Below are 14,388 nucleotides of genomic sequence, written 5' to 3' on the forward strand. Positions count from 1 at the left end.
GCGTCGGGGCGGGGCGGCATCAAGGGGCCGCACCGGGGCGGCGGCTCACGGGCGCGACGGGAGGCGGGGCGGGTCTGCGGGCGACAGATTCGCCGGGCTCGCGCCTGCGCAGGAAGGGCAGTTCGGCCACGGTCCGCAGCATCGGGGCGACCGGGGTGCTCAGGCCGATCAGGAAGTCCTCCCCCGGTCCTGAGCCGCCGTCGAGGAAGCGCAGCAGACGCTCGGTCGGCACCCGGCGGAACAGCCCGGTGAAGAAGTCCGCGCCGTCCACCCGCCCGGTGTCCAGGGCCCGCAGCATGACGGCGTCCATCGCCCGGGAGCGGCGCGAGTGCGGGGAGGGCGGTACGGGGGCGCGGCGCGGCCGGCCGCCGACCGTGGGATCGCCGGTCAGGAGAGCGTCGGCGACGGCCCGGGTCTGCCGCTGGACGGCGGCGAAGGTGTAACCGGTCGACGCGCGGGTCGCGCCGCCCGCCGTGCCGATCCGGAACACCGAACGCCCGGCGCGCGGGGTGAACCGCCCGTCGGTCATCGGGATCACGCCCTGCTCCACGCCCGTCACCTCGAACCGGCCGAGCCTCAGCACGTCGTCGGTGTAGTGCCGCAGCGCCGCGTCGTACCGCGCCGTGTCCAGGACCCCGGCGGAGAATTCCGTGTACTCCACGAGCGCCTGCCGTGGCCCGAGCGGCAGCACATAGCCGAAGGACAGCCCGTGCGCGGGACGCGGTGTGCGGAAGTCCATCAGGTCGGCGACCGAGGGGGCGAAGGCGTCGTCCGCGGTCCGGACGAACCAGCCCCTGAAGTGCTGGAGCAGCGTCGTGCGGGCCGCGGGGAGCCGTGGGAGCGGGCGGGAGTCGAAGACCCAGCGGGCGTTCAGCTCCAGGGGCCGACCTGCCGTGTCGTGCCCGGAGACCCGCGCGCCGGTGGCCGTGTCCTGCACGGACTCGACCGTCGCCTCGATCCGGCGGCAGCCGTCCGGTCCCGACAGGCGCTCGTCCACCAGCCGTTCGAAGGCGCCCGACCGCAGCATCTTGTAGCGGAACGGCGCGGGATCCGCCACGGTGGCCGAGCCGTCGGGTCCCCGGACCCGCAACCGGTCCCAGGAGGCGGCCAGGACCGCGTCGTACGGGCCGCCGGGCGGCTCCCAGAAGCACCAGGTGCGCTCGGGCGGTCGCAGCGGACCGGACGGCGCGTCGACCAGCACCACGGCGGGCCGGTGCCGGGCGGCCGAGGGCGCGCACAGCCGGTGGGCCAGCGAGAGCCCGGCCGCGCCCGCACCCACGATCACGACGTCCGCGTCCCGCACTCGTGCTCCTCCCGGCGCGACGAACACCTGACCGTCCGGGCCCGGCTGCCGCGTTGCAGATCTTTCCGCAGCGAAGGCCCGGTTGGATGCACGCGGGGCGCGCGGCGAGCGGCGATCACGCGAATGGGGATGCCGTACGAGGAGCGATCCCCCGGTACCGGCCGCCCTGGTAATCGCGCAAGGCAACTGTGGAGAGCGGGTGTTGGGCGCGGCTGTTGGCGGCGGGCCTCACACGAGAGCCGCGCGATGGAGTCCGCGAGCGACGCCGCCCGGACAGCGGTGTCCCGCGCGGTGGGCAGCCGCCGCGACGATCCGGCTTCCCCCACCGCGCAGGGCAGCTGCGGGCCCGCGCCGGTCGCGGCCGTCTCAGACGGACGGGCTCTGGGCCGCCACCAGGTCGAGCGCGATGTCCACGATCATGTCCTCCTGGCCGCCGACCAGGCGTCGGCTGCCGCACTCCATGAGGATGGTCCGGACGTCCATGTCGTAGCGGGCGGCGGCGGCCTCGGCGTGCCGGAGGAACGAGGAGTACACACCGGCGTATCCGAGGGTCAGGGTCTCCCGGTCCACGCGCACCGGGCGGTCCTGCAAGGGCCTGACGATGTCGTCGGCGGCGTCCTGGAGCCGGAACAGGTCGCAGCGGTGCTGGTATCCGGAGATGTTGGCGACGGCGATGAAGGCTTCGAGCGGGCAGTTGCCCGCTCCCGCGCCGTGGCCCGCAAGCGAGGCGTCCACGCGCCGGACGCCGTTCTCCACCGCGACGACGGAATTGGCGACCGACAGCGACAGATTCTCGTGTGCGTGGATGCCGATCTCGGTGGCGTCGTCGAGGACGTCCCGGTAGGCCCGTACGCGGGCGGCGACGTCGGCCATCGTGAGCCGGCCGCCGGAGTCGGTGACGTAGACGCACTGCGCACCGTAGGACTCCATCAACTTGGCCTGCCGCGCGAGCTGTTCGGGCGGGGCCAGGTGCGAGAGCATCAGGAAGCCCGAGACGTCCATGCCGAGTTCGCGCGCAGCGGCGATGTGCTGCGCGGAGATGTCCGCCTCGGTGCAGTGCGTCGCGATGCGCACGGACCGCACACCGAGTTCGTACGCCCGCTTCAGCTCGTGGATCGTTCCGACGCCCGGGAGCAGCAAGGTGGTCAGGCGGGCGTGCCGCAGGACGTCCGCGGCTGCCTCGATCCACTCCCAGTCGGTGTGGGATCCGGGACCGTAGTTCACCGATCCCCCGGCGAGTCCGTCGCCGTGCGCCACCTCGATCGCGTCGACTCCGGCGGCGTCGAGGGCGGTGACGACGCGTCGCACGTCCTCGGGGGTGATGCGGTGGCGTACGGCGTGCATGCCGTCCCGCAGTGTCACGTCCTGTACGAATATCGCAGCCGACATCTCAGACTCCTGCCTTCGCCGCGGCGATCCGCTCGGCGACCCGCAGGGCCGCCGAGGTCATGATGTCGAGATTCCCGGCGTAGGCCGGGAGATAGTGCGCCGCTCCCTCGACCTCCAGGAAGACCGACACCTGGTGGGTGGGGCTGTCGGCCGCGGCGCCCAGCAGGCTGTGCACGGGCTGCCCGGCCGGAATGCGGTCGATCTGCACCCGCTGCTTCAAGCGGTAGCCGGGCACGTAGGCGGCGACGTCGGCGACCATCCGCTCCACCGACGCGCTGATCCGTTCCCGGTCCTCCGCGTCGGGCGCCCGGACGAGGGCGAAGACGGTGTCGCGCATCATGAGCGGCGGTTCCGCGGGATTCAGGATGATGATCGCCTTGCCGCGCCGCGCCCCGCCGACCCGCTCGATGGCGGCGGCCGTGGTCTCGGTGAACTCGTCGATGTTCGCCCGGGTGCCGGGCCCCGCGGACTTCGAGGAGATCGAGGCGACGATCTCCGCGTACGGCACCGGCACCACCCTGCTGATGGCGGCCACGACCGGGATGGTGGCCTGGCCTCCGCAGGTCACCATGTTCACGTTGGGCGCCGCGAGATGCTCGTCGAGGTTGACCGCCGGGACGACGTACGGCCCGATCGCCGCGGGCGTGAGGTCGATGAGCCGCTTGCCCAGCGGTGCCAGCTTGGCGGAGTTCGCTTCGTGGGCCTTGGCCGACGTGGCGTCGAAGACGATGGCGATGTCCTCGACGCCGGGCAGCCGCAGCAGACCGTCGACGCCTTCGTGGGTGGTCGCGACCCCGAGGCGGGCCGCGCGCGCCAGCCCGTCGGAGGCGGGGTCGATGCCGACCATGACCGCCATCTCCAGGTGCCGAGCGTTGCGCAGCACCTTGATCATGAGGTCGGTGCCGATGTTGCCCGATCCGATGACGGCGACTTTCGTCCTGGCCGCACCCGCCGTACGCGTCGCGCCCGTTGCCGCCGTCGCGTCCGTCGTACGTGTCGTGCCCGCTGTCTCCGTCGCGTCCGTCGTGCGCGGCGCGCCCGCTGTCTTCGTCGCGTCCGTCGTACGCGGCGTGCCCGTTGTCTTCGTCATGCCCGCTCTCCCTTGCCGAACCGCACTTGCACCGCGCCGAGCCCGGACAGCCGGGCGACGACGACGTCGCCTTCGACGACGGGACGCATCGGACCGAGCGCGCCGGACAGCACGAGCTGCCCCGCGCGCAGCGGATCGCCGAGTTCCCGCGCGGTCCGGGCGAGCCAGACGACCGCCGCGACGGGGTCGCCCAGGCACGCGGCTCCGGTGCCGGTGGAGACCTCGTCGCCGCCGATCGACATCGACATCCGCTGCTCCACCGGGCTGAACGCGTCGAGCGAGAGCCGCCGCGGGCCGATGACGTACGCCCCGGCCGAGGCGTTGTCGGCGACGGTGTCCGCGAAGCTGATGTCCCAGTCGGCGATCCGGCTCCCGCACACTTCGAGGGCCGCCGAACCCCAGGCGATCGCGCCCCGGACCTGAGCGTGGTCGAGCGGGCCTTCGGTCAGGTCGTCGCCGAGCATGAACGCGATCTCGGCCTCGACCCGCGGCTGTGTCACGCGGTCGATCGGGACGGTGTCACCGCCGAGGAACGCCATGTCGTCGAAGAGGACGCCGAAGTCCGGCTGGTCGACGCCGAGTTGCTCCTGGACCGCCGGTGAGGTGAGGCCGATCTTGCGCCCCACGACGCGGGCGCCGCCCCGCAGGCGGTGCGCGGCGACGGCGGCCTGTACGGCGTAGGCGCCCGGCAGGTCGTCCGCGCCGATCAGGTCGCGGACCGGTGCGCAGGGCACGCCGCGCGCCGCGGCGTCGATGAGCCGGGCCGCCGCGGCGGCGACGGCGGCCTCGTCGGCCGCGGCCGGCCGACGGGGTGCGCCGGCCCCGTGCGGGCGTGTGGATGATCGGGAAGAAACCATGCTGGTGTGCCACCCAACAGAACAGGGGCCACCGGAGATCCGGTGGCGACGGCCGAATGATTGGCAGAGGTTGTCGTCGGTGCCTTTTCGCCGCGCATCCGACGCGGTGGTGACCGGCCGGGCCGGGCGGCAGCGTCGCCCGGCCCGGCCCCTCCTCAGGAAGTCAGGAAGTCAGGAGGTCACGAGGTCAGTTGGTCAGTTGGTCGGCCGGTGCGCCGACGGACGGCTGCGCGGACGCGGGCACCCGTCCGCGGCGGGCGGAGTAGCAGATGAAGGCGACCAGGACGTCGCAGCAGCCCGCGACGAGCAGACAGATCCGGAACCGGTCCTCGGCCGGCACCCCGGGGACGGCGGCGACACTCTTCGACTGGAGGATGCTCGAATAGACCGCCGGGCCGAGCGACCCGGAGATCGTCATGATGATGCCGATCATGCCGATCCCCATTCCGGTGAGTTCCGCACGGACGCTGCTCTGGATGGAGCTGAACAGTCCGACGCCCACCAGGCCGCTGCCGACGCCGTAGACGCACGCGGCGACCAGGAACGACGCCACGGAGGCGCCCCCGGACATGGCCAGGATCAAGGTCAGCGCGGCGGCGCAGTGACAGGTCGCGCCGACCCCCGCCACCAGCAGCGGCCTGGTACGAGCGCCGAGGACGCCCGCGCCGATACCGGCGAGCGCGCCGAGCAGCGAGTAGGGCAGCAGCAACAGCCCGGTGTCCAGGGCGTCGTACCCGAGGCCGTATCCCGCGGCGGAGGGCGTCTGGACGTAGAACGGGATGAGGAAGGTGACCGACTGGATCGCCATGCCGATCGTGAAGCCCGCCACGACCGTCCGCGCGACGGTCCCGGACCTCAGGAGAGCCAGATGGAACACCGGGGTCTTCGACCGCTTCTCCAGCGTCACCCACACGGCCCCGCCCGCGAGACCGGCAGCGGCGAAGCCGATCGCCTTCGCCGACGAGATGCCGTCGGATCCGGCCGTCTTGATGCCGTAGAGCAGCAGGACGATCCAGGCGACCAGGCCGATGACATTCCCGATGCCGAACGCGGCCGTGGCGTCGCGGGAACTCGACGGGATGACGGCCCAGACGCAGATCCCCACCACGACGTACACGACGGTCGCGCCCAGGAAGAAGTCCTGCATCGAGACCCGGCTCAGCGCCAGCCCCCCGGCGACGAGCCCGACTCCGGCCCCGACGGCCTGTGCGACCTGGCTGACGATCACCGCGGTGTGCACCGAGGAGCCCGCCAGGTGGCGGCGCAGGACGCCGACGCCGAGCTGACCGGCCGCGGAGCCGAGTCCCATGACCGCCGCGCTGATCAGCATCGCGGGGAAGGTGTGCGAGATGCCCGGCACGAGCATGCCGGTCGCGAGGAGCGCGGCGCCCAGTGTCGCGGCTCCGCGGTCGCCGAGCACGTCCGCCAGCCGCGGCAGCAGGATCGTGCTGACGCCGCCGCCTATCAGCAGCAAGGTGAGCACCCACGCGACGTCGCCGACCGTCAGGTGGAACTCGCGCTGCACCACGGGAAGCAGCGGGGTCAGCATGAAGGTCACCGCGGACGAGGTGAAGCCGAGCAGCGCGGCCACGGCGATCAGGGGATTCCTCCCGCGGGTACGGACGGGTCTCTCGACGCGCGGTCTTTCCTGGTGGTGTGTTTCGCTGTGCGTCATCGCACTGCCTCTCCTCATGTCATGAACGCCCCTGGGGCCATCCCCGCCGCGGTGTCGGCACCTGCGAGCGGAGGGCGGGCCGCTCGGCGAGCGACCGGTGACCGGAGTATGTGATTCGGCCAGGTGAGCGGCCAGCAATACGTTCTGCCTGGGGGAACGCGGCCGAAACACGTCACCGCCGGGAGCGGTGGGACGGCGCGCGGGACAGCGTTACGGCGCGGGGTCGGGGCGGCGCGGGGTGCCCACGGCGCTCACGTCGAGGACCGCGCCGGTCACGGTCGCGGACTCCTCGCGCGAGGCGAGCAGGACGTACGGGGCGACGTAGTCCTCGGCGCTGGGGGCCAGGTCGAGGGCGGAGTACCGACGGAGCCGGTCGCCGGTCGGCAGCATGTCGCTGATGGAGGTGTCGCCCAGCGCCATGGCGCGCGGCCCGCGCAGATCGGTCGCCATCCCGCCCGGCGCGACGGCGTTCACCCGCACGCGCGGCGCGAGTTCGTAGGCCAACTGCGCGACCAGTCCGACTCCGGCGTGTTTGGACGCGGTGTAGAGCACGCCGCCGCCGCGTGGGTACAGGGCGGCGTTGGACAGGGTGAAGATCATCGATCCCCGCCGCTCGGCGAGCGCCTGGGCCGCCGCCCGGGCGCCGAGCAGGTAGCCCTTGACGTTCACGCCGAACAATTCCTCGTAGCCGTTCTCCAGTTCGGCCATCGACATGTCGAGCGCCGCCCGGCCGAAGTCCCACAGGCCCGCGTTGCCGACGAACGTGTCGAGTCCTCCGAAGGCCGACACGGCCGCCTCGACGGCGGCGGTGTTGTCCTCTCCCGAGGTGACGTCACCTCGTACGCCGCGTACGCGGTCGCCGTGCGCCTCCCGCAGGTTGTCCAGTTTCTCCGGCGACCGTTCGAGCACCGTGGCCGTCGCGCCCTCGGCCACGAAGCGGTCGACGACGGCCCGGCCGAGTCCCGAGCCGCCACCGGTCACCAGCACCGACAGCCCGGCGAGACGCCCCTGTCCGGCGGCCATCAGTGGTGTTCCAGGAAGTGCTTGACCGTGGCGTTGAACTCGGTGGCGTGTTCGAGCTGCGCCCAGTGACCGCAGCGGCCGAACATCAGCAGCCGGGAGTCCGGGATGACCGCGTGCGCGCGCAGGCTGGTCTCGTAGTGCACCGTACGGTCGTCCCGGCCGTGGATGATCAGCGTCGGCACGTCGGACCGCGCCATCTTCTCCCCCGCCTGCGCGAAGCCGGTCGCGCCGACGCCCGCGCGCATCACCTCCAGCCAGTTGCGCAGGTGCTCCGGCCTGCTCACGGCGGTGCGCGAGCGTTCCTCGGCCAACTCGCGGGTGGCGTGGGCCGGATCGAAGCACATCACCTCGACCAGCTTCTGGAAGTTCTCCGGTGAGGGGTCCTCGTAGGTGTCGAAGATGATCCGGATGCCTTCGGACATGCCGTTCGGCGCCATCACGTTGACGCCCCAGATGCCCGAGCCCATGGTCACCAGGTGCGAGACCCGCTCGGGGTGCTCGGTGGCCATGACCATCCCGATCGCGCCGCCCATGGAGTTCCCGACGAAGGCGGCGCGGTCGATGCCCATGGCGTCCATCAACTGCGTGACGGCCGCGCCCTGGTCGCGTCCGGTCGCCACGCTCTGCGGGTTGGAGTCGCCCCATCCCGGCATCGTGACGGCGACGCACCGGAAGTCGGCGGCGAGTGCGCGGATGTTGGCCTCGAAGTTCGACCAGCCGGTGGCGCCGGGCCCGGTGCCGTGGATCAGGAACACGGGATCGCCGTCACCGGCTTCGTTGATCTGGATCTGGTAGTCGGCGGTGTCGACCAGCCGGTAGGTGGAGTCGTGGGTGATCTCTGAGGTGACGGTCGTCATTGCGCGCTCTTTCTCACGAGGTGCTGTTTGAGTGTTCCGCGCAGGTCGAGGCCGGGGTCGGACAGCAGTCGGCTGTCGACCGGCACGTTTCCCGCGATGAGCCGCTTCACCACGCCGACCTCGCGGGCGGCGCCCATGCCCGCTGCCGCCGCGATCCGGCCGTGGCGCAGCCAGAAGGCGAGGAACCGGTCGGGTACCGCGCCCTCCCGGAGGACGAAGTCGTCGCTGCGCCGGGGCCGTCCGATGATCTGCAACGTGGTGTCGTACTGGTCCGACCACGCGTAGGGCGGCGCGGTGTACCGCACCGGGCTGCCGGCGATCGTGCTGCCCACCGCCGCACCGTGCCGCTGCGCCGCCTCCCAGTGCTCGAGCCGGCCGCGGGCGGTCAGGTGCGGGTGCGGCTGGCTCGCGACATCGCCGGTCGCGTAGATCCACGCCCGGCTGGTCTGGCCGAACTCGTTGACGGGGATGCCCCAGTCGTCGACGTCGATACGTGCCGTACGGGCCAGCTCCGTCCGCGGGCGTACGCCGATCCCGACGACGACCGTGGCGGCCGGTACGCGCTGGCCGTCCGACAGACGCACCGCCTCCACGCCCGCCGGGGAGCCGAGGAATTCCGTGACCGTGACGCCGGTCAGCAGCCGCACCCCGTGGTCGCGGTGCAGCCGCGTCATCAGGTCCGCCACGGCCGGTCCGAGCACGGAGGCCAGCGGATACGGCTGCGCTTCGACCACGGTCACCTCGATGCCGCGCCGACGGGCGACGGCGGCGAGTTCGAGGCCGATGAAGCCCGCGCCGATGATGACCAGCGGGCCGCCGCGGGCCAGCCGCGCGTGGAGCCGTACCGCGTCGGCGGCGTCCCGGAGCGACAGGACGTTGTCGGCGTCGGCGCCGGGCGTGGTGAGGCGGCGCGCCGCGACACCGGTCGCCAGCACCAGTCGCCCGCAGCCGAGGACGTCGCCGCCGCTCAGCCGTACGGTGAGCGCGGCCGGATCGATGCCGACGACGCGTTCGCCGAGCCGCAGCGCGATGTCGAGGTCCTGGTAGACCGACGGGGGCTGGATGGGCACGAGACCGGCCGACTCCCCGTCGAGCAGTCCTTTCGACAACGGCGGCCGTTCGTAGGGGAGGTTGGGGTCCGCGTCGACCAGCGTGACGGTGCCCCGGTAGCCGTGGCCGCGCAGGGCCACGGCCGCGCAGACTCCGGCGGCGCTGGCCCCGACGATGACGCAGCTCTGGCCGGGGACGGCCGACGTGCTCAACTCCGCTCCGGTATCTCGACCATGACGTCGTCACCGTCCAGCTTCACCTGGTAGGTGCACAGCGGGAGGGACGCGGGCGGCGACAGCACAGAACCGGTCCTGAGGTCGAACTTCGCGAAGTGCCAGGCGCATTCGACCTGGTCGCCGTCCACGTACCCGTCGGCCAGCGAGGACTGGCCGTGCGTACAGGTGTCGTTCAGGGCGAAGAATTCGCCGTCCGCCCTGAACACGGCGACGGGCGGCACCGTCGGCATCTGGAGTGCGTCACCGTCGTCGAGTTCGTCGACGGAACAGGCACGGATCCACGGCATTGCTGCACCTTTCGGTAGGCGCGGGACGGCGCGCGGGGCGGGTCGGGGTCAGAAGAAGTTGCTGAGGTTGCCGGACTGGAGCACCGTCTGGTCGAGGTAGACGAACCGCTTGGCGATCGCGAGCCCGTTCTCCGTACGCCGCAGCGTGTCCTCGCGCCGGCCGACCCACTGGTCGGTGTCGCTCTTGAGCCGGGTGCGGTAGAGCAGGAAATTGCTCTGCACCACGAGTTCGTCGCCGCTGTCCTCGGTCACCCGGACGTTGGTGATGAGGTGCCGGGTACGGGACGGCGGGTCCTCGGCCCACGAGGTCCCGGTGGCGAACTTCTTGGCCCGCGTCCGGAGGAACTGCTTGTCCTCGTCGAAGTAGGCCATCTCGCCGGGCTTGGTGAACTCCAGGTGCAACTGCCGCCTGGTCATCGTCCGCCGCAGCGGCATGAAGTAGTGGGTGTCCTCGGTGAAGAGGCCGACCCACTCCTCGTACTGGTGGGCGTCGAGCAGCGCCGACTCGTAGGAGTAGAACTGCTCCACCTCGTGCTGCCGCAGCAGCGTGTCGAGGTCGACGGGGTGCGCGGCGGGCACGGCACGCGCTGCGGGTACGGCGTGGGTCGTCATCGCGGGCTCCTGGGCCTAGTAGCGGTCGTGGGGAGCCGTGCTCTTGCGCAGCCCCTCCCACGTGGGGTTGCGGAGCCACTCGCGCCAGGAGTGGTAGGTCCACAACTGGGCGTGCTCGTTGATGGGCGCGTCGATGACGGCGAGGCCGTCGTCCTTGACGACCTCGGACGTGCCGAGACCCATCTTCAGAAGCTGGGGGATCTCGCGGCTCTTGGTGCCCTTGGTCTGGAGGGTGGACTGCGCCCAGTTCTCGCCGTCCTCCTGTTCGAGCATTCCTGCGGGCCCGAAGAAGTGGATCTGCGCGTGCAGCGCGGCGGCCTGCTCCTGCGGCGAGGCGTTCTTGTCGCGGAAGGAGTACCACCAGATCTCGGTGACGTCGGGGCTGCGCGGCACCCGCAGGCTGAGCTGCGCGTTCGCCGTGACCCAGGCGGTCGGGAAGATGTGCGGGTGGCCGCCCACCCGGCTTCCGTGCCGCCCGAGCTTGGCCTGGGTCCGCGGTGTGTAGCGCCACTCGAACAGCTCCCGGCCCCCGGCTGTCACCTCCAGCGACTCCTGGTCGGGACCCGAGATCGCGTGCCCGTACTCGCCCACCATCACGACGTTGTGCAAGTCGCTGGGCAGGAAGGGGACTTCGAGGTCGGCGCCGGATTCGGTCCTGGCCCCGCCGTCGACGAACTCGTCCGGCGGGGCCGGGATGAGACCGACGGCGAAGGCCGACATGTGCGTGATCTGCGGGTGGTAGTAGTCGAAGACGTTGTCGACGGTGAACTTCCAGTTGGTCCTGACGGTGAACTTCTGGACGCCGGGAACGGCCTCCATGTCGCCGCGCTCGGCGAGCAGGTCCAGTCCGAGCCGGCCCGTCGCGCCGAGGTACTCCTCCAGGGGCGGCGCGTCCGCGTCCATGGTGGCGAACACGAAGCCGCGGTAGGAGTCGAGTTGGGCCACCTTGCGCAGCGGGTGCTTGGACAGGTCCAGCTTGTCCTTGTAGAAGAGGGACTTGCCGGGCACGCCGATGAGTTCGCCGTCCAGTCCGAAGGTCCACCCGTGGTACGTGCACATGAAATTGCGGACGTTTCCCTCCTCTGCCCGGCACACCGCGTTACCGCGGTGCGAACAGGTGTTGAGGAAGGCGCGGATCGAGCCGTCCCGCTGCCGGACCACGAGGACGTTGTCCGATCCCATCGGGGCCTCGAAGAAGTCGCCGCGCTTGGGGATCTGCGTCTCGTGGCACAGGAAGAGCCAGGCCCGGCCGAATATCCGTGTCATCTCCAGATCGAAGATCTCCTGGTCGCTGAAGATGCGCCGGTCGATCTCGCCTCTTTCGAGCGAGACCAGGTCATCGAGCTGGTCCACCGCGCGTGGGGAGTCGTTCATGGTGTTCTCCTTGGCGTACACGTCACCGTCAGTGGGTGTGATTGCGGTCGTGGCCCCAGAACTGGGCAGCGTCCCAATTCGTGATCGTCCAGGTCTCGTCGTCGATCAATTTGCCGGCGGTTCCGTACTCCACGCCGATCCCGGACGGCGACTTCATGTAGAACGAGAGCATTTCGTCGTTCGTGTGACGGCCGAGCGTCGCGGTGAGGGAGATCTCCTTCGCGCGCACCCGGTCCAGTGCGCGGCCGACTCCGTCGACGCTGTCGACCTCGAGCATGAAGTGGTCGATGAAGGGCTTCCTGCCGTCCGGCGCGGGACCGAACGCGAGTGAGTGGTGCCGGGGATTGACGTGGGTGAACGTCAGGACCAGGGGCTTGAAGGTGATGTAGTCGCTCACCTTGAAACCGAGGACGTGGCGGTAGAAGGCGACCATCTCGTCCACGACGGACGAGACGAGCACGATGTGGCCGACCCCGAGGTCGTTGCCCTTGTCGTCGCGCGTCACGAACCGGACGCCGGTCGGCGAGACGAACGCGGAGGACACGGTGACGGCGCCGTAGAACAGCTCCAACCGGAAACCGGCCGGATCGGCGAACCGCACCAGTCGGCGGACTCCGCGCAGGTCGGCGAGGTGCGGATCCTCCGTGACGGCGACCCCGGCGCTCTCCAGGTCCCGCACCTGGGCGTCGAGGTCTTCCTCGGTCGCCACCTCCCATCCGACGTAGGACAGCGTGTCGTCCCCGGCGCGTACCGCGATGCGGTGGTGCCTGGCGTCCATCCGCAGAAACAGCGTTTCGACGTCGTCGGCGTCCCGTCCGCGGGTGACGTGCAGGCCCAGAATGTCGCCCGCGAAGTCCTCCCACGCGTCGAGGTCCTGCGCACCTATGCCGATGTAACCGAGCGCTTTGACATAACTCACGCGCGATTCCTCCGATTCCCAATGGATGACGCGGAAGCCCTCGGAAAACACACAGGGGAAGGGCCTGCGCATAACTGTATTGAGCGCCCGAAAAGAAGCCAGGATCCTGTTCCGTCAGACGGAAAGCAGTTGTTCCGGCGTGCTCCCCCGGGTCACTTGCGACGCAGCGCGGACGAGAGCTGCTGCGCGGTGTCGACGAGCACCGACTTGTAGCGGGCGGGGGTGCGGCCGAGCACCGGGCAGGAAAGCGAGACCGCGGCGACCGCGCGGCTGTGATCAGCGGCCCAGACCGGCGCCGCCAGGCAGGCCACGCCGAGGAACGACTCCTCGTGATCCGTCGCGATACCGGTCTCGCGCACCCGGAGCAGTGAGAGCTTCATCCGCTGGGCGTCGGGAATGGTGTACGCGGTGAACCGCTTGAAGGATCCGTCGAGAACGGTCCTCAGATGCAGGGAGGGAGCGAAGGCGAGCAGCGCCTTCCCGAGCCCTGTGGCATAAGCGGGCCTGCGTCCGCCGATACGCGTGTCCATTCTCGGCGCGCCCAGTCCGGAGACTTTGTCGATGTACAGGATGTCGGCGCCGCTGAGAATGGCGAGATGAATGGTCTGCCGGGTGAGGGCGAACAATTCCGCCAGATAGGGAGAGGCCAGTTCGCGCAGGTCCTTCGCGGCGCCGACCTGCACCCGGCTGCCCAGCTCGAAGACGCGCTCGGCGAGCAGATACCGCTCGCCTTCCTTGGCCACATAACCGTGCTCGATCATCGCGCTCAGCAGCCGGTGGACGGTCGACTTGGCCATCCCGGTGCGGGCGGCGATCTCCGAGACGCCCAGCGACTTCCGCGAACCGGACAGGGTGTCGAGCACGGCGAGCGCCTTGCCGACGGATGTGTCGCGCACTTCGCCGGCCGCCGCGGCGGCGTCGTGCACCCGCCGCGGGCTTTCCGGAGCAGGCATCGGGTTCCTCCTCAAGGTACGAGGTCACCAGCCGTTAAATGGGAGTAAACTCTCACTTAGCCGTCACAGTAGGCTGCCCGCAGTCGCATCGCAAGAGTGGGGAGCGGAGATTGCCGGACGAGTCCGCAGCACCGGTACCGGTACGCAAGCGCGCACCTCGCGCCGACTCCCGGCGGAACGTCGATCGCATCCTGGCGGCGGCCCAGACCCTGATCGAACGCGAGGGGCCCGACGTCACCCTCGACGAGATCGCCAAGGAGGCCGGGGTCGCGCCCGCCACCCTCTACCGGCACTTCCCGAGCAGAATGCATCTGTTCGAGGGCGTCTACCGCGGTCGCGTCGCGCGACTGGCCTCCATGGCAACGGAGTTGGCGCAGCGCGACGAGCCGACGGCGGCACTCCTGAACTGGCTGCGCCAGTTCGTCGATCTGGGAGTCGAGGCGCAGGGAGTCCTCGCCGGACTGCTCGCGCAGGGGCTCCGTGAGACCGACCCCGTCGCCAACACCGAGTGGGGTCAGTCGCTGCTGGTGTCGGCGGCGGATCTGCTGCTGCGGCCCGCCCAGGAGCTCGGCGCGATCCGCGACGACCTCACCGCCGGCCAGCTCGTGGCGCTGCTCACCGGCATCACCCTGGCCGTCCACACGCTCGGCGGCTCCGCGTCCGCGTCCGCTGCCCGGGCCCTGGACGCACACCACGCGCTGAATGTGCTGCTCGAAGGTCTCACGCCGCGGCCGTGACCGCCGCCTTCACGGCCGGGGGCCCG

14 protein-coding genes are annotated in these 14,388 nt (G+C 70.8%); 1 reads left to right on the plus strand and 13 read right to left on the minus strand.

Annotated elements, in window-relative coordinates:
- Positions 1 to 19: 19 nt before the first annotated feature.
- The 13 genes from ACFY9V_RS23895 to ACFY9V_RS23955 form a co-directional block, all read right to left on the minus strand.
- Positions 20 to 1,303, minus strand: coding sequence for a lycopene cyclase family protein (locus ACFY9V_RS23895; protein ID WP_391162822.1), 1,284 nt, complete (start codon positions 1,301 to 1,303; stop codon positions 20 to 22).
- 366 nt (positions 1,304 to 1,669) lie between these two features.
- Positions 1,670 to 2,692 (minus strand): 4-hydroxy-2-oxovalerate aldolase, encoded by a 1,023-nt coding sequence (gene dmpG, locus ACFY9V_RS23900; protein ID WP_391162824.1) that lies wholly within the window; start codon positions 2,690 to 2,692, stop codon positions 1,670 to 1,672.
- 1 nt (position 2,693) lies between these two features.
- Positions 2,694 to 3,782 carry an acetaldehyde dehydrogenase (acetylating) gene (locus ACFY9V_RS23905; protein WP_391162827.1) on the minus strand — a complete coding sequence of 363 codons (1,089 nt, stop codon included), beginning with the start codon at positions 3,780 to 3,782 and terminating at the stop codon, positions 2,694 to 2,696.
- Positions 3,779 to 4,639, minus strand: coding sequence for a fumarylacetoacetate hydrolase family protein (locus ACFY9V_RS23910; RefSeq protein WP_391162828.1), 861 nt, complete (start codon positions 4,637 to 4,639; stop codon positions 3,779 to 3,781). Before ACFY9V_RS23910 ends, ACFY9V_RS23905 begins: the two co-directional genes overlap by 4 nt.
- A gap of 187 nt (positions 4,640 to 4,826) precedes the next feature.
- Positions 4,827 to 6,314 carry an MFS transporter gene (locus ACFY9V_RS23915; RefSeq protein ID WP_391162830.1) on the minus strand — a complete coding sequence of 496 codons (1,488 nt, stop codon included), beginning with the start codon at positions 6,312 to 6,314 and terminating at the stop codon, positions 4,827 to 4,829.
- Positions 6,315 to 6,524: 210 nt separating this feature from the next.
- Positions 6,525 to 7,337 carry a 3-(cis-5,6-dihydroxycyclohexa-1,3-dien-1-yl)propanoate dehydrogenase gene (gene hcaB / locus ACFY9V_RS23920; RefSeq protein ID WP_391162832.1) on the minus strand — a complete coding sequence of 271 codons (813 nt, stop codon included), beginning with the start codon at positions 7,335 to 7,337 and terminating at the stop codon, positions 6,525 to 6,527.
- Positions 7,337 to 8,194: an alpha/beta hydrolase gene (locus tag ACFY9V_RS23925; RefSeq protein WP_355335344.1), complete on the minus strand. Its 858-nt coding sequence runs from the start codon at positions 8,192 to 8,194 to the stop codon at positions 7,337 to 7,339. The genes hcaB and ACFY9V_RS23925 overlap by 1 nt, the downstream gene beginning before the upstream one ends.
- The gene (locus tag ACFY9V_RS23930; protein ID WP_391162833.1) at positions 8,191 to 9,456 is read right to left on the minus strand and encodes an FAD-dependent oxidoreductase; all 1,266 of its coding nucleotides are present in this window, start codon (positions 9,454 to 9,456) and stop codon (positions 8,191 to 8,193) included. Before ACFY9V_RS23930 ends, ACFY9V_RS23925 begins: the two co-directional genes overlap by 4 nt.
- Positions 9,453 to 9,767 carry a bifunctional 3-phenylpropionate/cinnamic acid dioxygenase ferredoxin subunit gene (locus ACFY9V_RS23935; protein ID WP_355335349.1) on the minus strand — a complete coding sequence of 105 codons (315 nt, stop codon included), beginning with the start codon at positions 9,765 to 9,767 and terminating at the stop codon, positions 9,453 to 9,455. The genes ACFY9V_RS23930 and ACFY9V_RS23935 overlap by 4 nt, the downstream gene beginning before the upstream one ends.
- Positions 9,768 to 9,815: 48 nt before the next feature.
- Positions 9,816 to 10,379, minus strand: coding sequence for a 3-phenylpropionate/cinnamic acid dioxygenase subunit beta (locus ACFY9V_RS23940; RefSeq protein WP_391162834.1), 564 nt, complete (start codon positions 10,377 to 10,379; stop codon positions 9,816 to 9,818).
- A 15-nt stretch (positions 10,380 to 10,394) separates the two neighbouring features.
- On the minus strand, positions 10,395 to 11,753 hold the full coding sequence (locus ACFY9V_RS23945) for a Rieske 2Fe-2S domain-containing protein (protein WP_391162835.1): 1,359 nt from the start codon (positions 11,751 to 11,753) through the stop codon (positions 10,395 to 10,397).
- A 28-nt stretch (positions 11,754 to 11,781) separates the two neighbouring features.
- On the minus strand, positions 11,782 to 12,672 hold the full coding sequence (locus ACFY9V_RS23950) for a VOC family protein (RefSeq protein ID WP_391048161.1): 891 nt from the start codon (positions 12,670 to 12,672) through the stop codon (positions 11,782 to 11,784).
- Between the two features lie 152 nt (positions 12,673 to 12,824).
- Complete coding sequence (locus tag ACFY9V_RS23955) at positions 12,825 to 13,625, minus strand: IclR family transcriptional regulator (protein WP_355335360.1); 801 nt, start codon at positions 13,623 to 13,625, stop codon at positions 12,825 to 12,827.
- Between the two features lie 110 nt (positions 13,626 to 13,735).
- Here ACFY9V_RS23955 and ACFY9V_RS23960 point away from each other — a divergent pair, with 110 nt between their 5' ends.
- Positions 13,736 to 14,362: a TetR family transcriptional regulator gene (locus ACFY9V_RS23960; RefSeq protein ID WP_391162837.1), complete on the plus strand. Its 627-nt coding sequence runs from the start codon at positions 13,736 to 13,738 to the stop codon at positions 14,360 to 14,362.
- Positions 14,363 to 14,388: the final 26 nt, after the last annotated feature.

Source organism: Streptomyces sp. NPDC008317 (assembly GCF_042955955.1).
In the GTDB taxonomy this organism is placed as follows: Bacteria; Actinomycetota; Actinomycetes; order Streptomycetales; family Streptomycetaceae; genus Actinacidiphila.

Bases quoted from the DNA above. Each gene is read 5' to 3' on its own strand.
- dmpG (WP_391162824.1), bottom strand. From the start codon at position 2,692: ATGTCGGCTGCGATATTCGTACAGGACGTGACACTGCGGGACGGCATG.
- ACFY9V_RS23905 (WP_391162827.1), bottom strand. From the start codon at position 3,782: ATGACGAAGACAACGGGCACGCCGCGTACGACGGACGCGACGAAGACA.
- ACFY9V_RS23910 (WP_391162828.1), bottom strand. From the start codon at position 4,639: ATGGTTTCTTCCCGATCATCCACACGCCCGCACGGGGCCGGCGCACCC.
- ACFY9V_RS23915 (WP_391162830.1), bottom strand. From the start codon at position 6,314: ATGACGCACAGCGAAACACACCACCAGGAAAGACCGCGCGTCGAGAGA.
- hcaB (WP_391162832.1), bottom strand. From the start codon at position 7,337: ATGGCCGCCGGACAGGGGCGTCTCGCCGGGCTGTCGGTGCTGGTGACC.
- ACFY9V_RS23925 (WP_355335344.1), bottom strand. From the start codon at position 8,194: ATGACGACCGTCACCTCAGAGATCACCCACGACTCCACCTACCGGCTG.
- ACFY9V_RS23935 (WP_355335349.1), bottom strand. From the start codon at position 9,767: ATGCCGTGGATCCGTGCCTGTTCCGTCGACGAACTCGACGACGGTGAC.
- ACFY9V_RS23940 (WP_391162834.1), bottom strand. From the start codon at position 10,379: ATGACGACCCACGCCGTACCCGCAGCGCGTGCCGTGCCCGCCGCGCAC.
- ACFY9V_RS23945 (WP_391162835.1), bottom strand. From the start codon at position 11,753: ATGAACGACTCCCCACGCGCGGTGGACCAGCTCGATGACCTGGTCTCG.
- ACFY9V_RS23955 (WP_355335360.1), bottom strand. From the start codon at position 13,625: ATGCCTGCTCCGGAAAGCCCGCGGCGGGTGCACGACGCCGCCGCGGCG.